The sequence below is a fragment of the Rhodococcus ruber genome (genome assembly GCF_016804345.1).
Classification (GTDB): domain Bacteria; phylum Actinomycetota; class Actinomycetes; order Mycobacteriales; family Mycobacteriaceae; genus Rhodococcus; species Rhodococcus ruber.
In genome coordinates, this window is sequence record NZ_CP044211.1 from 3215506 (window position 1) to 3233890 (window position 18385).

Genomic DNA, 18385 nt, shown 5'->3' on the forward strand with positions numbered 1-18385 from the left:
TGTCCTCTCGACGGTGGTGTGGGGGCCGGACGGGCCCACGCTACCGTGCGCCCGGCGCCGGACCAGCGCCGACGCCGGCAAATCTCACTGCAACCGCTTTGGTGAACCGCTTGTAGGTGCCGGTATCGGGATCGGCGAACCACGACCGCACCGTCGGCTTCGGCAGGCCTCGTGCCGGCAGATCGCCGGACACGGGCCGGAATGTGGGCCCGAGGTCGATGTGCGGGACGACATGGACGAGATCGGGTCGTTCCGAGGCGGGGACTGCGTCGAGTGCCGCGGTGATCTCCGCGGCGCTCGGCGCGCGGTTCTCGCGGAGGGTGCAGGCGGCCACGGCGATTTCGGTGCCGGCGGTGCGCACACCGTAGACGACGCAGAGATCGACCTTCGGGATACTGCCGAGCGCGTCCGCCACCGGCTGCCCGTATACCGGCCCGTGCGGGGTACGGATGACACTGTGCTTGCTGTCGAGCAGCCAGTAGTCACCGTCCTGGTCTCGACGGAAGAGGTTCTCGGTGGGCACCCATACGTCACCGACTTCGAACACACCTCGCATGACACCGGGCAGTGCTTCGGTGGAGGCACTGGGCCGCCCGAGCAGGAGTCCGACCTCGCCGTCCGCGCTTTCGCGGACGAAGCCCCGCGGATCCTCCACCAGGCGCCCGGTCGTGGGATCCCATGCGGCAAGGCGAGCCTCGGCGCTGCCGGGCAGGGGCCGTCCCTTGCACCCGATCTTGGCACCCGAGACGTTGGCCAGGACGACCTCGCCGTCGGTGGAGGCATAGAACTCGAGCACCTGTGCGGGAGCAAAACGTTCGAGGGTCCGCCGCCACAGTCCGGTGGTCATGCCCGAGCCGATGAAGAGGCGGACGGGATGGATCTCGTCGATGTGCAGCGCGGGGCTGTCGAGGATGTCCCTCATCATCGCCCAGGTGTAGGTGACGACGGTGACGCCGTAACGGTGAACTTCCTCGCTGAAGCGTGCGGGATCGAGACCGTGGGACAGGGCTATCCGGCAGCCTCCCGCGAGTGCGCCGCCGAAGCTGACCAGCAGACCGGACGAATGATAAAGCGGGGCAAGGCAATAGACCGTGTCACCGCGGCCGAGCGCGGCGGCGGTGGCGGTCCCGAAGGCGGAGAGCGCCCATCGGTGGTTGGAGATCTGACGCATCTCCAGGGTGTCACCACTCCCGGTGAACAGGAGAAAGGCAAGTTCCCGCGCGACACCGGGATCGGGGGCATACCAGCCGGGGAGTTCGATCGTGGTGATGTCGAGGTGCTCGAGATCGGCGACGTCTGCACCGGGCGGGATGTCGAGTTCGCGAATGCTGCCCCCGCCGAGGACCAGGGCCGGGATCCCCGTGGCGAGCGCCCGATCGAGGTTCTCGGGGTCGGTGATGATCTTCTGGACACCACCCGATCGGATCGCCTCGTCGAGGTCGGGGCCGGGTGGGAGCAGGACCGACACCGCTCCGATCCGGGAGACGGCCGTGACCGCGGCCATCGCGCTGGGGCGGGTGTCCATCAGGATGCCGACGTGGGCGGCGGGACGCACACCGGAGTGCACCAGTCCGCGCACCACGTTGTCGATCCGGCGATTGACTTCGGCGAAGGTGTAGACGCGGTCTTCGTAGATGAAGCACTCGCGGTGCGGTCCCTTGCGGCACTGCTCGGTGAGGACACCGGCAAGGGAGATGCGGGTACGGGGCTGGATCTGTCCGAGCCGGGCCAGTCGTGGCAGGGCGCGGGCCGCTTCCCCCGACAGTTCCCGCGCGCCGCGCACCGTCTCGGAGGCCAGGTCGGCGATGCCCTTGCCGACCTCTACGCCGACCTCCGCGATGGTGGCGACGGTGTGGGTGAGCCGGGTCGCGACGGACACCCCGGTTTCCCCTTCCGCGTGGAGTTCGGGGATCGCCATCCGGCCGACGCCGACCGGTCGGTCGCCGTGCCCTTCGCGCCACTGCACCCATTCGCCGACGGCGGGCCAGGTCTGCCGGGCCGCAGTGCCACCCACGACGAGTCCGAAATGCCCTGCGCGTAGCGAATATTCGAAAACCTGGGCCCGGGGGGCGGCCTTGCGGATGCCGCGCACCGCAAGGGGCTGGCCGATGTCGTCCACCTCGCCGACGAACGCGAGGATCGGACAGGTTATCTCGGCCAGGCTCACAGCACGGTCGTTGATGACGAATCCGCCACTGACCATGCGGTTGTGCACGATGAACTGGCGGAGCAGTTCGGCCACCGCGGGACCGGACCAGGCCACCCACCCCTCGGTGTCGAGGAAGCGACGCTGGGGTTCGCGCGGCAGGAGGGCTTCCCGGTCGTGCAGTTGCATGAGGAACTCGATGCGCGACCGCACCGTCTTGACAGGATCGAGGAACTGGAAACCGGTCTTGGCCATCCAACCGGTGATGGCGAGACGGTTGAAGACGTGGTCGGCGAGGAAGTCGGCAGCCCGGACCGCGACGCCCTCCGGGATTCCGAACGGCAACGCGGCCAGGGTGTCCACCGGGCTGCCGAAGGTGATCAGGCTCGCGACGTGCCGACTGCGGCGGTAGGCAGCGGCCTGATAGCAGAACATCCCGCCCTGCGAGTAGCCGGCGAGGTGGATGTCACGACCGGTGTAGTCGTGCACGTGATCGACGATCTCGTCGAGGGCGATGATGTGATCGGTGAGGGTGCGGTCCCACCCGCCTTCCTCCCGGTCCGGGGAACCGAAGTCGACCACCCAGGGGTCGAGGCCCATCGAGTGCAGGATGCCGACCGCTCCCGTCTCACGGGTGACGTCGTACACGTCCGCCGACATCATCATCGGGGGAACCATCACCACCGGAGCACCGGTCTCGGCGGCGTCGGATTCCGGATAGTAATGCCGCAGCCTGTACATGCCGGTCCGCTCGACGACCTGGAACGGGGACGGGGTCGCCCCCGTTTCCAAGCCGCCGTGACGGATCACCTCGAGGCCGTTCTGCGCGGTCGCCACCACACGTCGCAGGGGCCCCATCACCGATCCACCGCCCAGTGCCACGAACCTCTTCCCATCCGCCGAGTTCTGCGTGTGTCGACCCTGTCAGGAATGACAGCCTGCCACATTACGTCGACCCGATGGCCCCGTTCACCGAGCAGGCCGGTCAGCCGCGCACCCAGTCCCGCAGCGCGCGGGCGGCGGCACGGACACCGTCGAGCTGTTCACCGACCCGCACGCCCGCGGTGCCGCCGCGGGCGTTGCGCGAGGCGATCGAGCCCTCCACGGTGAGGACCTCACGTACCTGCGGGGTCAGTGCGGCATCGACGGCGGCCAGTTCGTCGTCGGTCAGTTCCTCGAGTCCGACTCCCCGCGCCTCCGCCGCCCGCACGCAGGCGCCGGCCGCTTCGTGCGCGATCCGGAACGGCACTCCCTGGCGCACCATCCACTCGGCGATGTCGGTGGCGAGGGTGAACCCGGCGGGTGCCAGCTCGGCCATGCGATCGGTGTGGAAGGTCAGGGTGGACACGAGACCGGTGATCGCCGGCAGGAGGAGCTCGAGCTGCGCGACCGAGTCGAACACCGGCTCCTTGTCCTCCTGCAGGTCCCGGTTGTACGCCAGCGGCTGGGCCTTGAGCGTGGCGAGCAGGCCGGTGAGATTGCCGATGAGGCGGCCGGCCTTGCCCCGGGTCAGTTCGGAGACGTCCGGGTTCTTCTTCTGCGGCATGATCGACGAGCCGGTTGACCACTCGTCGGCGAGGGTGATGTAGCCGAACTCCGGCGTGCTCCACAGGATGACCTCTTCCGCCATGCGGGAGAGGTCGACCGCGATCATTGCGAACACGAACGCGGCCTCGGCGGCGAAATCCCGCGAGGAGGTGGCGTCGATCGAGTTCTCGGCAGCGGAGTCGAAGTTCAGCTCGGCCGCGATCGCGTCGGGGTCCAAGCCGAGGGAGGAGCCCGCCAGCGCCCCGGAGCCGTACGGGGAGACCGCGGCACGCGCATCGAAGTCCCGTAGCCGCTGTACGTCGCGCAGCAGCGGATGGGCGTGAGCGAGCAGGTGGTGCGCGAGCAGTACCGGCTGTGCCGCCTGCAGGTGGGTCTTGCCCGGCATCACGGCCGTGGGATGGGCGGCGGCCTGGTCGGCGAGGGCGTCGACGACGGCGAGGACCCCGTCGGCGATGCGTCGCGCCGCGTCGCGCAGCCACATCCGGAACAGCGTGGCGACCTGGTCGTTGCGGGAGCGGCCGGCGCGCAGCCGGCCTCCGACCTCGGGTCCGACCCGCTCGATGAGCCCACGTTCGAGAGCGCCGTGGACGTCCTCGTCGGACTCGGCGGGGGTGAACGCACCGGAGGCGACGTCGGTGGCGAGCCTGTCGAGACCGTCGAGCATGGCGGTCAGGTCGGCATCGCTGAGCAGTCCGGCCTTGTGCAGCACCCGTGCGTGTGCCTTGGAAGCTCGGACGTCGTAGGGGGCGAGTGCCCAGTCGAAGTGGGTGGATTTGCTCAGCGCCGCCATGGCGGCGGCCGGTCCGGATGCGAACCGGCCGCCCCACAGGGCGCCTTCGTTGGTGCCGTGAGCGGTCATCGCTACAGGCCCAGATCCCGCTTCGCGGCGACCTTGGAGGACAGGCCGTGGATCTGGACGAAGCCCTTGGCGTTGGACTGGTCGAAGGTATCGCCCTCGTCGTAGGTGGCGAGGTTGAAGTCGTACAGCGATTCGGCGCTGCGGCGACCGTTGACGGCGATATGGCCGCCGTGCAGGACGAGCCGGATGTCGCCGGAGACGTGCTCCTGGGTGTTCTGGACGAACGAGTCGAGCGCGTACTTCAGCGGCGAGAACCAGAGGCCGTCGTAGACCAGCTCACTCCAGCGCTCCTCCACGCGACGCTTGTACCGTCCCAGTTCGCGTTCGAGCGTGACGTGTTCGAGTTCCTGGTGGGCGTGGATGAGGGTGAGCGCGCCGGGGGCTTCGTAGATTTCGCGGCTCTTGATGCCGACGAGCCGGTCCTCGACCATGTCGAGACGGCCGACGCCCTGGGCGCCGGCGCGGCGGTTCAGTTCCTGGATGGCCTCGAGCACGGTGACCGACCGGCCGTCGATCGCGGTGGGCACACCCTTGTCGAAGGTGATGATCAGCTCGTCGGGGGCCTGCCAGTTGAGGCTGGGGTCCTCGGTGTAGTCGTAGACGTCCTTGGTGGGGGCGTTCCACAGGTCCTCGAGGAAGCCGGTCTCGACGGCCCGGCCCCACACGTTCTGGTCGATCGAGAACGGGGACTTCTTGGTGACGTTGATCGGCAGGTTGTGCTCGCCGGCGAAGGCGATGGCCTTCTCACGGGTCCACGCGTAGTCGCGGACGGGTGCGATGACCTCGAGATCGGGGGCGAGGGCGCCGAATCCGACCTCGAACCGGACCTGGTCGTTGCCCTTGCCGGTGCACCCGTGCGAGACGACGGTGCCGCCGTGCTCGCGGGCCGCCTCGACGATGTGCTTGACGATCAGCGGGCGGCTGATCGCGGAGACCAGCGGGTAACGGTCCATGTAGAGGGCATTGGCCTGCACGGTCGGCAGGCAGTACTCCTCCGCGAACTCGTCCTTGGCGTCGACGACGACGGATTCGACCGCGCCGCAGTCGAGGGCGCGCTGGCGCACGACCTCCATGTCCTCGCCGCCCTGGCCGAGATCGATGGCGACGGCGACGACCTCCTTGCCGGTCTCCTTGCCGATCCAGCTGATGGCGACGGAGGTGTCCAGCCCGCCCGAGTAGGCGAGTACGACGCGATCGGCCATTGTGTTTGTGCTCCTTCTTGATTGAACGTGCGTCTATCGGTGCTCGGTGCGCGATCGGATCAGGCCAGGGATTCGATCTTCGCGGCGAGGTCGGCTCCGGTGAGGGGCTCACGCGCGATCACCGCGATGGTGTCGTCGCCGGCGATGGTGCCGACCACTTCGGGTAATGATGCCCGATCGAGTGCGCTGGCCAGATAGTGCGCTGCTCCTGGTGGGGTGCGGAGCACCGCGATGTTGCCGCTCGAGTCGGTGGAGACCAGCAGTTCGCCGAGGAGGCGGGAGAGTCGGTCGGTGCCTCCGGAGACGCCTCGGACGGGGCTCCCGTCCTCGGGGACGACGTACACCCCGGGGCCGCCGTCGGCGCCGCGGAGTTTGACCGCACCGAGCTCCTCGAGGTCGCGGGAGAGGGTGGCGTTGGAGACCTCGATGCCTTCGGCGGCGAGCAGCGCGGCGAGTTCCGGTTGGCTGCGGATCGCACGGGTGGCGACGAGCGCGGTGATCCGGGCCTGCCGGGCCGCGCGGGTCGGGGCCGCGGCGGCGCCGGCGCCGCTCGACGGTTCGGCCACGCTGCTCACGGCTACCGTTCGCGCTGCTCGAGCAGCCATACGAGCAACGCCTTCTGGGCGTGGAGGCGATTTTCGGCCTCGTCCCACACCACCGACTGCGGTCCGTCGAGGACCTCGTCGGTGACCTCGTCACCGCGGTGGGCCGGCAGGCAGTGCAGCACGACGGCCTTCGGGTCGGCGAGCGCGAGCAGCTCGGCGTTGACCTGGTACGGACGGAAGGGACCGACGCGGTCGAGTCCGTCGTTCTCCTGGCCCATGGAGGTCCAGGTGTCGGTGACGAGGGCGTCGGCACCGGTGGCGGCGGCGCGCGCGTCCTCGGTGAGGGTGATCTGCGCGCCGGTGTCGGCGGCGCGGGCGCGGGCCGCTGCCACGACGGCGGGATCCGGAGCGAAACCGGCGGGGGCGGCGATCGTGACGTCGATGCCGGCGGTGACGCCGCCGAGCATGAGCGAGTGCGCCATGTTGTTGGCGCCGTCACCGAGGTAGGTCAGTTTCAGTCCCTGCAGCTCCCCCTTGTGCTCGCGCAGGGTGAGCAGGTCCGCGAGGACCTGGCAGGGGTGGTACTCGTCGGACAGGGCATTGACGAGGGGCACGGTGGCGCCTTCGGCCATCGCCTGGAGCCGGTCCTGGCCGAAGGTGCGCCAGACGACGGCGTCGACGTAGCGGGACAGGACGCGGCCGGTGTCCTGCAGGGTTTCTTCCCGTCCGAGCTGGGTGGTGCGGCCGTCGACGACGACGGCGTGGCCGCCGAGCTGGGCGATTCCCATCTCGAAGGAGAAGCGGGTGCGGGTCGAGTTCTTCTCGAAGATGACGCCGACGCCGCGCGGGCCCTCGAGCGGGCGGGCCGAGAACGGCGCCTTCTTCAGGGCCGCGGCGAGGTCGAGAACCTCGCGCTGTTGTGCGGGCGTGAGGTCGTCGTCCTTCAGGAAGTGCTTCACCATGGGTCTAGTTTCCTTCCTGCCGGGCGGCGTCGAGCACGCAGGGCAGTGTCGCGACGAATCCGTCGGCCTGTTCCTGGGTGAGGATCAGCGGTGGGGCGAGGCGGATGACGTCGGGGGCGGCAGCGTTGACGAGATAGCCGGCGTCCCGGGCTGCCGCTTCGACGGCGGGGGCCCGGGTGTCGGTGAGGACGATGCCGAGCAGCAGGCCGGCGCCGCGGACGTGGTCGACGAGGGGGTGGCCGAGTGCCTCGATGCCGGTGGCGATGGACTTGCCGACGGCGTCGACGTGGGCGAGCAGGTCCTGTTCGTCGATGGTGCGCAGGACGGCGAGCGCGGCGGCGGCGCACACCGGGTTGCCGCCGAAGGTGGTGCCGTGCTTGCCGGGCTGGAAGAACTCGGCGGCCGGACCGGTGGCGAGGACGGCACCGATGGGCAGGCCACCGCCGAGACCCTTGGCGAGGGTCATGACATCGGGCACGATTCCGGCGGTCTGGTGGGCGAAGAACGTCCCGGTGCGGGCGATGCCGGTCTGCACCTCGTCGAGAACGAGCAGTGCCCCACGTTCTGCGGTGATCCGGCGGGCCTGGACGAGGTAGCCCTCGGGGGGCACGACCACGCCGGATTCGCCCATGATCGGTTCGAGGAACACGGCGGCGGTGTTCTCGTCGACGGCGGCGTCGAGGGCCTCGGCGTCGCCGTAGGGGACGAATTCGACGCCGGGGGGCATGGGTTCGAACGGGGCGCGCTTGTCCGGCTGGCCCGTGAGGGCCAGGGCCCCCATGGTGCGGCCGTGGAAGGCCTTCTCCGCGGCGATGATCTTGGGGCGTCCGGTGAGCCGGGCGAGCTTGAACGCGGCTTCGTTGGCTTCGGTGCCGGAGTTGCAGAAGAACGCCCGGCCGGGGTGCCCGAAGTGCGCGAGGAGGTGTTCGGCGAGTTCGACGACGGGTCCGCTGGCGTAGAGGTTGGACACGTGACCGAGCGTGTCGAGTTGCGCGGTGACGGCGTCGCGGATGGCGGGATGGCGGTGGCCGAGGGCGTTGACGGCGATGCCGCCGAGCAGGTCGAGGTACTGCTTGCCGTCGGCGTCGGTGACGACGGCACCGTCGCCGGCGACGAGGGCGACCTTGGGGACGCCGTAGTTGTTCATCAGCGACCCGGCCCAGCGCTGCTGGAGTTCGGAGGTGCCGGTCATGGGGTGCCTTCCTGGGTGGGCGCGGTCGCCCGGGGGTGGGTGGGAGTGACCATCGTGCCGATGCCTTCCTCGGTGAGGAGTTCGAGCAGCACCGAGTGCGGCTGGCGGCCGTCGATGACGTGGGCGGTGGGCACGCCACCGCGGACGGCTCGCAGGCAGGCTTCCATCTTGGGGACCATGCCGGCGTCGAGGGACGGCAGCAGCTCGGCCAGGGCGTCGGCGTCGATGCTGGTGGCGAGGGAACTGCGGTCGGGCCAGTCGGTGTAGAGGCCCTCGACGTCGGTGAGGACGACGAGTTTCTCCGCGCCGAGCGCCTCGGCGAGCGCGGCGGCGGCGGTGTCGGCATTGATGTTGTGGACCACGCCGTCGGCGTCGGGGGCGATGGTGGAGACGACGGGGATGCGACCGGCCGCGACGAGGTCGTGGACGGCGGCGGGGTCCACGGAGGTGACGTCGCCGACGAGACCGATGTCGGTGTCCTCGCCGTCGACGACGACCGTGCGGCGGGTGGCGGTGAACAGGTGGGCGTCCTCGCCGGAGATCCCGACGGCGTACGGGCCGTGGGCGTTGATCAGGCCGACGAGTTCGCGGCCGACCTGGCCGAACAGCACCATGCGGACGACGTCCATCACCTCGGGGGTGGTGACGCGGAAACCACCGCGGAACTCCCCTGCCATGCCCAGTCGCTTCAGCATGGCGTTGATCTGCGGTCCGCCGCCGTGGACGACGACGGGATGGACGCCGACGGTGCGCAGGAATGCCATGTCGGCGGCGAAGGCGCGCTTGAGCCGGTCGTCGATCATGGCGTTGCCGCCGTACTTGACCACGACGGTCTTGTCCCGGAATTTCTGCAGCCACGGCAGCGCCTCGGCGAGGACGTACGCCTTCTGGTGGGCGGTGAGCTGCGCGATGGGATCGGTGGTCGTCTCGGTTCCGGTCATGACGAGTAGGCCGAGTTCTCTTCGACGTATCCGTGGGAGAGGTCGGTGGTGCGGATGGTCACCTCGGCGTCACCGACGCCGAGGTCGATGTCGAGGGCGATGTCGGGGCCGGACAGGTCGACCTCTCGGGCGCCGGGAGCGCCCACGCCGTCGAGGCACACCGGGGATCCGTTGAACGTGACGGAGATGCGATCGGGGTCGAGCGCGATGGGCGCGATGCCGATGGCGGCGAGCACACGCCCCCAGTTGGGGTCGGAACCGAACAGGGCGGTCTTGACGAGGTTGTCGCGTGCGACGGTCCGGGCGCCCACGAGGGCGTCCTGCTCGGTGGCGGCGCCGCGGACGGTGATGGTGACCCGTTTGGTGACGCCCTCGGCGTCGGCCATCATCTGCCCGGCGAGGTCGTCGCACACGGCGAGGACGGCGGCGTCGAGCTGCTCCTGGCTGGGGGCGATGCCGCTGGCTCCGGACGCGAGCAGCAGCACGGTGTCGTTGGTGGAGGTCGACCCGTCGACGTCGAGACGGTCGAACGTGAGCCGGGTGGCGGCGCGCAGGGCACGGTCGAGCTGCTCGGCGGTGGCCACCGCGTCGGTGGTGAGCACGCACAGCATCGTGGCCAGGGCGGGGGCGAGCATGCCTGCGCCCTTGGCCATGCCGCCGACGTTCCACTTGTCGGCGTGGTGCAGGGCGGCCTGTTTGGGCACGGTGTCGGTGGTCATGATGGCGTAGGCGGCATCGGTGCCGCCGGAGATCCCGCCGGCGAGTTCGTGGACGATCTCCGCGACACCGGCGAGCACCTTGTCCATCGGCAGTCGGTCGCCGATGAGGCCGGTCGAACACACCGCGACTTCGCCGGCACCGGTCTCGGTGCCCCAGTTGCTGAGCGTTTCGGCCACCTTCTCCGCGGTGGCGTGGGTGTCCTGGAAGCCGCCCGGTCCGGTGCAGGCGTTGGCGCCGCCGGAATTGAGGATCACGGCGCGCAGCGCGCCGGACGTCAGGACCTGCTGCGACCACAGCACGGGCGCGGCCTTGATCTTGTTGGTGGTGAAGACGCCGGCTGCGGTCAGCTCCGGGCCCTCGTTGAAGACCAGCGCGAGGTCCGGGTTGCCGGAGGCCTTGATGCCGGCGGGGATACCGGCGGCGCGGAACCCGGCCGGCGACGTGACGCCCTGGGTGCGGATCAGGCGGCCGCCGGCGATCTCGACCGCGTCGGCGTAGACGTGCTCGTCGGTGGACTGTCTGTCGATGCTCACGGGGCGACTCCCACGGTGGACAGGCCGGCGGTCTCGGGCAGGCCGAGCGCCAGGTTCATGGACTGCACCGCCGCGCCGGCGGTGCCCTTGGTCAGGTTGTCGAGCGCGGCGACGACGACGAGGACGCCGGCGTCGGGGTCGACGGTGACGGCGAGCTGCACGGCGTTGGAGCCGAGTACCGCGCCGGTGCTGGGCAGCGTCCCTTCGGGCAGTACCTGCACGAACGGCTCGTCGGCGTAGGCCTTCTCGTACACGGCCCGGGCCTCGTCGGCGGTGGCGGTGGTGGGGGCGGTGCAGGTGGCGAGGATGCCCCGCGGCATCGGCGCCAGCACGGGGGTGAAGGAGACGGACACTGCGGCGTCGGTCAGGGTGGCGAGGTTCTGCTTGATCTCGGGGGTGTGCCGGTGTGCTCCGCCGACGGCGTAGGCCCGGACCGAGCCCATGACCTCGGAGCCGAGGAGGTCGGCTCGGAGGGACCTGCCGGCGCCGGAGGTACCGGATACGGCGACGACGTGGACTGTCGGCTCGACGATGCCGGCCGCGACGGCGGGGGCCAGGGCCAGGGTGGCCGAGGTGGGATAGCAGCCGGGGACCGCGATCCGGGTGGCGCCGATCAGGTGCTCGCGCTTGCCGGGTAGTTCTGGCATCCCGTACGGCCAGGTCCCCGCATGTTCCCCGCCGTACCAGCGCTCCCAGTCGGCGGACTCGGACAGGCGGAAGTCGGCGCCGCAGTCGATGACGACGGTGGTGTCGGGCAGCTGTTCGGCGATGACGGCGGAGTGGCCGTGCGGCAGGCCGAGGAACACGACGTCGTGGCCGCTCAGGGTCTCGGAGTCGGTGGCGTCGAGGACGCGGTCGGCAAGCGGGAGCAGGTGGGGATGGAATTCGCGGAGCCTCGCGCCGGCGTTGCCACCGGCGGTGAGTGCACCGACGACGAGCCGGCCGTCCTGGTAGGCGGGATGCCCGAGGAGCAGACGCAGGATCTCGCCCCCCGCGTACCCGCTCGCCCCTGCGACGGCGACCCGAATCGGTGACTGTGCGGTCGCCGTGAATTCCGGTGAGTTACCCATGCGATTGATTATGCACCATCATGCAACTTCATTCATGCGGGTGGGTCGGACCGAGCCCGGTTCACCCCTCGGCCAGCGAGCGACGGATCTCGCGCAGCCTGTCGGCGGCGGCCTGTCGGCGCTCGTCGAACTGCTCCTCGAGCGTGCGTCCCGCTGCGCTCTCGCGGGCGAGTTCCTCCGCACCGGTCGCGGTGCCCGCGCGGCGCTCGATCTTCTCCCGCACCGCGTCGAACGTGGGTACCCCGGCCGAGGTGTAGCCGGGGTCCTTCCCCTCGGCGGGTGTCACGTCCGGCCCGACCGGGGACGGCGGAACATCCGGCACCGACGGGGAACCCGGTTCCGCCGGGGTCACATCCGGCACCGACGGCGAACCCGGTTCCGCCGGGGTCACATCCGGCACGGGCGCGTCCGGGGCATCGGGGGCGGGTGAGGACGGATCGGTGGTCATGCTCCCAGGCTACGTCCGCGGCGGTGGCTCAGTGCCGCAGTTCGGCGCCGACCGCCGTGCCGGCCGCGGCCACAGCGGCGTCCCGGGCCGCGCTGGCCTCGTCCTCCGTGAGGGTGCGGTCTGCCGCGCGGAAGCGCAGAGCGAAGGCGAGCGACTTACGCCCCTCCCCCACCTGCGCCCCCTCGAACACGTCGAACAGGCGGATGTCTTCGAGCAGTTCGCCGCCGCCCGCGCGCAGCGCCTCCTCGACGTCGGCGGCCGGGATCTCCTCGGCCACGACGACGGCGACGTCCTGCAGCACAGCGGGGAACGGGGAGATCTTCGGCGCCGGCAGCGACTCCACCATCGGCAGCGCGTCGAGGTCGAGTTCGAAGGCGCACGTGCGGGCGGGCAGCCCGGCCCGCTCGAGCACTGCCGGATGCAACTCACCGGCGTGACCGACGACGACACCGTCGACCAGTAGTTCGGCGCAGCGGCCCGGATGCCACGGCAGGTACTGCGCGGCGCGGCGCTGCAGCCGGACACCCGCGGCGGCCGCGACGGTCTCGGCCGCGGCGAACGCGTCGGTCGCGTCCGCGGGCCGGCCCGGCCCCCACGGCCCGGCGGGTTCCCGCAGGCCGCACAGCACCGCCCCGACGTGGACGGGCTGCGCAGGCAGCGAGCCCTCGAGCAGCGCGATCTCCTCGTCCGTGGGGCGCCGGTCCACCGGCAGGGGCGGCACCGGCCGGGTGCCGGGGCCGGGCAGGACGACCTGCGCGATCGCATAGAGCGCCAGGTCGCGCTGACCTCGGGACACGTTGCGGGCGAGCACCTCGAGCAGGCCGGGCAGCAGCGTCGTCGCCAGCTCGGGACGATCGGCCTCGAGCGGGTTGAGGACCGTCGTGGTGGTGCGGCGGGGGTCATCGGCGGCGAGACCCCACGTGTCGAATACGTGCGCCGGCAGGAAGACGGGGGCGAGCACCTCGACGTGACCGTCGGCGGCCAGGGCGCGGCCCACGGCGCGGCGTCGTTTCTGGCTCGGGGTCAGTCCGCGGCCCGCCGGGGCGGCCGGGAGCACGGACGGGATCTGTTCGAGCCCCTCGAGCCGGAGCACCTCCTCCACGAGGTCGGCGGGCTGACGCAGGTCGGGACGCCAGGTCGGCGGCGTGACCACGAGCTGGCCGTGTCCGTCCGGGCCGACACCGACCTCGACGCCGCACCCGATCTGGGTGAGCCGGCGCGCGGCGGTGCCGGTCGGGTAGGCGACCCCGGCGGTGCGGTCGGGCAGGTCGATGTCCATGCGGATCGAGACCGGCTCGACGGGGACGGACAGGTCGGTCAGGACCGGCTCGACGCGGCCACCGGCGATCTCCACGAGCAGCGCCGCGGCCCGGTCCAGGGCCGGCAGCGCCACTTCGGGGTCGACGTTGCGCTCGAAACGCTTGCCCGCCTCGCTCACCAGCTTGTGGCGCCGGGCGCTGCGGAACACGGCCAGCGGATCCCAGGTGGCGGCCTCGAGCAGGACCTCGGTGGTCGTGCCGCTCACCTCGGTCGCGGCGCCGCCCATGATGCCGGCGAGGGAGATCACCCCGGAGTCGTCGGTGATGACGACGTCCTCGGGATCAAGGGTGCGTTCGACGCCGTCGAGTGTCGTCAGCTTCTCCCCCGCCTTCGCACGCCGGACGACGAGCTCACCGCGGAGGGTGGCGGCGTCGAAGGCGTGCAGCGGCTGGCCGAGCTCGAGCAGCACGTAGTTGGTGACGTCGACCGCCGGGGAGATCGGGCGGATGCCGGACAGCAGCAGCCGCCGTTGCAGCCACCACGGGGACACGGCATGGGGGTCGATGCCGGTGACCTTGCGGGCAGCGAAGCGGGTGGCGCCGGTTTCGCGTTCGAGCCGGATGGGGTACGCCGGGCCGTCGGCGGGGTGGGGTGCGACGTGCGCGGGATCGGCGAACTCGAGGTCGAAGCCGCACGCGAGTTCGCGGGTCAGGCCGCGCAACGAGAAGCAGTAGCCGCGGTCGGGCGTGATGTTCAGCTCGATGACGGTGTCGCCGAGGCCGAGGAGGTCGTTGGCGTCGGTGCCCGGCTCGGCGGTGCCCTCCTCGAGCACGAGGATGCCCGAGTGGTCCTTGCCGACCCCGAGCTCGGCGACGGAGCAGATCATCCCGTCGGAGACCTGGCCGTAGGTCTTACGGGAGGCGATGGCGAAGCCGCCGGGCAGCACCGCGCCGGGCAGTGCGACGACCACCAGGTCACCCTCGGCGAAGTTGCGGGCGCCGCACACGATGCCGCGCGGGGCGTCCTCGCCGACGTCGACCTGGCAGAATCGGATGGGCTTCTTGAATTCGGTGAGCTCGGTGATCTCGAGGACGCGGCCGACGACGAGGGGGCCGTCGATGCGCGCGAGGGTGTCGACCTCCTCCACCTCGAGTCCGACCCGGACGAATCCCGCGTCGAGTTCCTCGGCAGTGACGTCCCACTCGGGGGTGGCGCGCTGCAGGATCTCGGTCAGCCAGGACTGCGCTACTCGCACTTTTCGCTCAGCTCTTTCGGTCGGTTCGGTAGTCGGATCTCGGGTCGGGCGGTGTCAGCCCTGCACCCCGAAGGGGAGGGTGAAGCGGATGTCGCCCTCGACGATGTCGCGCATGTCGGAGATGCCGTTGCGGAACTGCAGGGTGCGCTCGAGGCCCATGCCGAACGCGAAGCCGGTGTACTCGTCCGGGTCGATGCCGCTCGCGCGCAGCACGTTGGGGTTGACCATGCCGCAGCCGCCCCATTCGACCCAGCCGGCGCCGCCCTTCTTCTTGGGGAACCACACGTCCACCTCGGCGGACGGCTCGGTGAACGGGAAGTAGTTCGGGCGCATCCGGGTGCGGGTCTCGGGTCCGAACAGGGCGCGGGCGAACGCGTCGAGGGTGCCGCGCAGGTGGGCCATGGTCAGGCCCTTGTCCACGGCGAGGCCTTCGATCTGGGAGAACACCGGGGTGTGCGTGGCGTCGAGCTCGTCGGTGCGGAAGGTGCGGCCGGGGCACACCACGTAGATGGGGATGTCCCGGTGCAGCATGGTGCGCACCTGCACCGGCGAGGTGTGGGTGCGCAGCACCTGCCGTGAGCCCTCCGGCGCGATGTGGAAGGTGTCCTGCATCGTGCGGGCGGGATGGTCGGGCAGGAAGTTCAGCGCGTCGAAGTTGAAGTGCTCGGTTTCGACCTCGGGGCCCTCGGCGATCTCCCAGCCCATGCCGACGAACACGTCCGCGATCTGGTCGGAGATGATCGTGATGGGATGCCGCGCACCGGCGGGGCGGCGGCCGGCGGGGAGGGTGACGTCGATGGCCTCGGCGACGAGGACCGCGGCGTCGCGCTCGGCGAGGAGCACGGCGCGGCGCTCGTCGTACGCCGCGGTGACAGCGCCGCGAGCGGCGTTGACCCGCTTGCCGGCGTCGGCGCGCTGGTTGCCGGGCAGGCTACCCAGGGCGCGTTTGGCGAGGGAGACGGGAGCCTTGTCGCCGAGGTGGTCGATCCTGGCCTGCGCGAGTGCGTCGAGGTCGGTGGCGGCGGCGAACGCCTTCAGTGCGGCCTGGGTGGACGCGGCGAGCGACTCCTCGCTCAGGGCGCTCGGATCGACTGCCGGCGGGGTGCCGCCCTCATTCTTGGCCACGACCGGTGCATCTCCTTCTTCGGGCGAACAGTGGGTGTGGTGCCACGTTCGGCGTCGAGCGGATCGCGCCAGCGCAGCACCCGAATCCTAGGTGATGGCCGGGTCCCGTCAGGGCACGGCCCTGTCGGCGCGATGCTGCACGCGCGCGCTCGCGTACAGGCAGATCGAGGCCGCGGTGGCAAGGTTCAACGATTCGGCGCGGCCGCGGATGGGAATGCGCACCCGATGGTCCGCCCGTGCCGCGACCGCCGGGTCGAGACCGTGCGCTTCGTTGCCGAACAGCCAGGCGGTGGGGGCGGCGAGCAGCTCGTCGGCGTCGTCGAGATCGACCTCGCCGTCGGCGGCGGTGGCGAGCACCTGCAGTCCGGCGGCGGCGAGTGCGTCGAGAACCGTACCGGTGTCGCGTTCCCGGGCGAGCGGGAGATGGAACACGCTGCCCGCGGAGGCCCGGACGCATTTGCCGTTGTGGGGATCGACGCTGTCGCCGGCGAGGACCACCGCGTCGGCGCCGACCGCGTCGGCCACGCGGATGACGGTGCCGGCGTTGCCGGGCTCGGCGATCCCGACGGGCACGGCGAGCAGCCGGGGCGACGGTGTCAGGGCCCGCGCGAGCGGCACGTCGAGCAGATCGCACACGGCGACGATGCCCGGCGGGGTGACGGTGTCCGAGAGCCGGGTGGCGGCCCGCTCGGTGACGGTGCAGACCCGCACGCCCCGGCGGTGGGCGGCGTCGAGCAGACCGTGGTAGCGGGCGGCGGCGGCCTCGGTGACGAACACCTCGTGCACGACGGCCGTGGCGAGGGCCTCGCCGACGGAGTTCTCGCCCTCGGCGAGGAAGCGGCCGGCCTTGCGGCGGTCGGCGGTGCGCAGCAGTTTGACAGCAGAAACGACCCGCGGGGTGCGCTCGGTGAGCGGGTCCACGGGTCGTTCCTGTGCCGGTGTGTCGTTCAGCGTCGTCTCGGCGCTGCGCTCAGGCGGCGTCGGCCGGCGCGTTGACGTCGGCGGGCAGCGCGGCCTTGGCCACGGCGACCAGGCCGGCGAACGCCTCGGCGTCGGAGACGGCGAGCTCGGCGAGGATCTTGCGGTCCACCTCGACGCCCGCGGCCTTCAGGCCCTGGATGAAGCGGTTGTAGGTGATGTCGTTGGCGCGGGCAGCGGCGTTGATGCGGCTGATCCACAGCTTGCGGAAGTCACCCTTGCGCGCGCGACGGTCGCGGTAGGCGTAGGTCAGCGAGTGGAGCTGCTGCTCCTTGGCCTTGCGGTACAGACGCGAGCGCTGCCCGCGGTAGCCCTTGGAAGCCTCGAGGATCGAACGGCGCTTCTTCTGGGCGTTGACGGCCCTCTTCACGCGTGCCACTGATATGTCCTGTCAATCTCGGGGGGCAGTCGATCGCCCCCGGGGGTCGGTCGGGGAAGGAAGCTCAGATGCCGAGCATGCGCTTGACGCGCGGGACGTCGACGTCGGCGACGGTGGCCTTGCCATCGAGGCGACGCGTCACCCGGGAGGACTTGTGCTCGAGCAGGTGGCGGCGGCCGGCCTTCTGGCGCAGGATCTTTCCGCTGCCGGACACCTTGAATCGCTTCGCGGTGCCGCTGTGGGTCTTCGACTTGGGCATGGAGTCCTCAGTTCGTCGGGGATTTACTCGTGTTCGTCCGGCACGCGCGCAGCGGCCGGCCGGGCGGTGGGCCCGGTCGACCGGCGGAGCTACGCGGTGCCGTCGCCTGCCGCAGGCTTGTCCGCGGCAGGAGCCGGCCTGGCGACGGAGGCCTGAGCGGTCTCCTGCGCCTTGGCGCGGGTCTTGGCGCCCTTGTGCGGCGCCAGGACCATGGTCATGTTCCGACCGTCCTGCTTGGGGGCGGTCTCGATGAAGCCGAGATCGGCGACGTCGGCGCCGAGGCGCTGCAGCAGCCGGAACCCGAGTTCGGGGCGGGACTGCTCGCGGCCACGGAACATGATCGTCACCTTGACCTTCGACCCGGCCTCGAGGAAACGCACCACGTTGCGCTTCTTGGTCTCGTAGTCGTGGTCGTCGATCTTCGGTCGGAGCTTCTGCTCCTTGATGACGGTCAGCTGCTGGTTCTTGCGCGACTCGCGCGCCTTCTGGGCAGCCTCGTACTTGAACTTGCCGTAGTCCATGATCTTGCAGACCGGTGGACGGGCGTCAGGGGCCACCTCGACCAGATCGAGATCGGCTTCGTATGCCAGGCGGAGTGCATCTTCAACACGCACGATTCCGACCTGTTCCCCGCCGGGTCCGACGAGCCGGACCTCGGGAACTCGGATGCGTTCGTTGATGCGGGTCTCAGCGCTGATGGGGCCTCCTAGGTAGAGCGGTGCGGTCCGGGTGACCGCGCCGCAGCACATGGGGCCGACTTCCGACGAAAAACCCCGCCGACGGTGCTCGCGCACCGGGCGGGGTCCGAATACCGACCGGCCCGACGGACCGCACGACCCGACGGTCGTGCGTTCTCGTCCCCCGATCACTCGGGGCGCACACTCCCCGGACATCCCGGAGGGCGGCGGACCGGACCACTGAGCGGAGATCATGACCAGGTCATGGGTCGCGCAGAGGTGGGAG

The 18385-nt window shown here is 70.7% G+C and carries 16 protein-coding genes; all 16 read right to left on the reverse strand.

Annotated features, from left to right (window positions below; translation table 11 throughout):
- Positions 1-40 precede the first annotated feature (40 nt).
- On the reverse strand, positions 41-3004 hold the full coding sequence (locus F1734_RS14805) for an AMP-binding protein (protein WP_203011874.1): 2964 nt from the start codon (positions 3002-3004) through the stop codon (positions 41-43).
- Between the two features lie 127 nt (positions 3005-3131).
- Positions 3132-4553, reverse strand: coding sequence for an argininosuccinate lyase (gene argH / locus F1734_RS14810; protein WP_010595384.1), 1422 nt, complete (start codon positions 4551-4553; stop codon positions 3132-3134).
- Between the two features lie 2 nt (positions 4554-4555).
- Positions 4556-5755, reverse strand: a complete 1200-nt coding sequence (locus F1734_RS14815) for an argininosuccinate synthase (RefSeq protein WP_010595383.1) — start codon at positions 5753-5755, stop codon at positions 4556-4558.
- A 59-nt stretch (positions 5756-5814) separates the two neighbouring features.
- A complete protein-coding gene (locus F1734_RS14820; RefSeq protein WP_172603638.1) occupies positions 5815-6360 on the reverse strand; it encodes an arginine repressor in 546 nt (181 codons plus the stop codon).
- Complete coding sequence (gene argF, locus F1734_RS14825; protein WP_010595381.1) at positions 6333-7262, reverse strand: ornithine carbamoyltransferase; 930 nt, start codon at positions 7260-7262, stop codon at positions 6333-6335. Before argF ends, F1734_RS14820 begins: the two co-directional genes overlap by 28 nt.
- Positions 7263-7266: 4 nt before the next feature.
- Complete coding sequence (locus F1734_RS14830) at positions 7267-8454, reverse strand: acetylornithine transaminase (RefSeq protein WP_203010730.1); 1188 nt, start codon at positions 8452-8454, stop codon at positions 7267-7269.
- Positions 8451-9395 carry an acetylglutamate kinase gene (gene argB, locus F1734_RS14835; protein ID WP_140188637.1) on the reverse strand — a complete coding sequence of 315 codons (945 nt, stop codon included), beginning with the start codon at positions 9393-9395 and terminating at the stop codon, positions 8451-8453. Before argB ends, F1734_RS14830 begins: the two co-directional genes overlap by 4 nt.
- The gene (gene argJ, locus F1734_RS14840) at positions 9392-10648 is read right to left on the reverse strand and encodes a bifunctional glutamate N-acetyltransferase/amino-acid acetyltransferase ArgJ (RefSeq protein ID WP_203010731.1); all 1257 of its coding nucleotides are present in this window, start codon (positions 10646-10648) and stop codon (positions 9392-9394) included. The genes argB and argJ overlap by 4 nt, the downstream gene beginning before the upstream one ends.
- Positions 10645-11718 carry an N-acetyl-gamma-glutamyl-phosphate reductase gene (gene argC, locus F1734_RS14845; RefSeq protein ID WP_017681574.1) on the reverse strand — a complete coding sequence of 358 codons (1074 nt, stop codon included), beginning with the start codon at positions 11716-11718 and terminating at the stop codon, positions 10645-10647. The genes argJ and argC overlap by 4 nt, the downstream gene beginning before the upstream one ends.
- 61 nt (positions 11719-11779) lie before the next feature.
- Positions 11780-12166: a PspA/IM30 family protein gene (locus tag F1734_RS14850; protein WP_010595375.1), complete on the reverse strand. Its 387-nt coding sequence runs from the start codon at positions 12164-12166 to the stop codon at positions 11780-11782.
- Positions 12167-12194: 28 nt separating this feature from the next.
- Positions 12195-14681, reverse strand: a complete 2487-nt coding sequence (gene pheT, locus F1734_RS14855; protein ID WP_010595374.1) for a phenylalanine--tRNA ligase subunit beta — start codon at positions 14679-14681, stop codon at positions 12195-12197.
- Between the two features lie 54 nt (positions 14682-14735).
- Positions 14736-15806, reverse strand: a complete 1071-nt coding sequence (gene pheS, locus F1734_RS14860) for a phenylalanine--tRNA ligase subunit alpha (RefSeq protein WP_010595373.1) — start codon at positions 15804-15806, stop codon at positions 14736-14738.
- A 108-nt stretch (positions 15807-15914) separates the two neighbouring features.
- A complete protein-coding gene (locus F1734_RS14865) occupies positions 15915-16727 on the reverse strand; it encodes a TrmH family RNA methyltransferase (RefSeq protein WP_010595372.1) in 813 nt (270 codons plus the stop codon).
- Between the two features lie 49 nt (positions 16728-16776).
- Positions 16777-17163: a 50S ribosomal protein L20 gene (gene rplT, locus F1734_RS14870; protein ID WP_003937964.1), complete on the reverse strand. Its 387-nt coding sequence runs from the start codon at positions 17161-17163 to the stop codon at positions 16777-16779.
- Between the two features lie 64 nt (positions 17164-17227).
- Positions 17228-17422 carry a 50S ribosomal protein L35 gene (gene rpmI / locus F1734_RS14875; protein ID WP_010595371.1) on the reverse strand — a complete coding sequence of 65 codons (195 nt, stop codon included), beginning with the start codon at positions 17420-17422 and terminating at the stop codon, positions 17228-17230.
- Positions 17423-17511: 89 nt separating this feature from the next.
- On the reverse strand, positions 17512-18171 hold the full coding sequence (gene infC / locus F1734_RS14880) for a translation initiation factor IF-3 (RefSeq protein WP_017681575.1): 660 nt from the start codon (positions 18169-18171) through the stop codon (positions 17512-17514).
- Positions 18172-18385 lie beyond the last annotated feature (214 nt).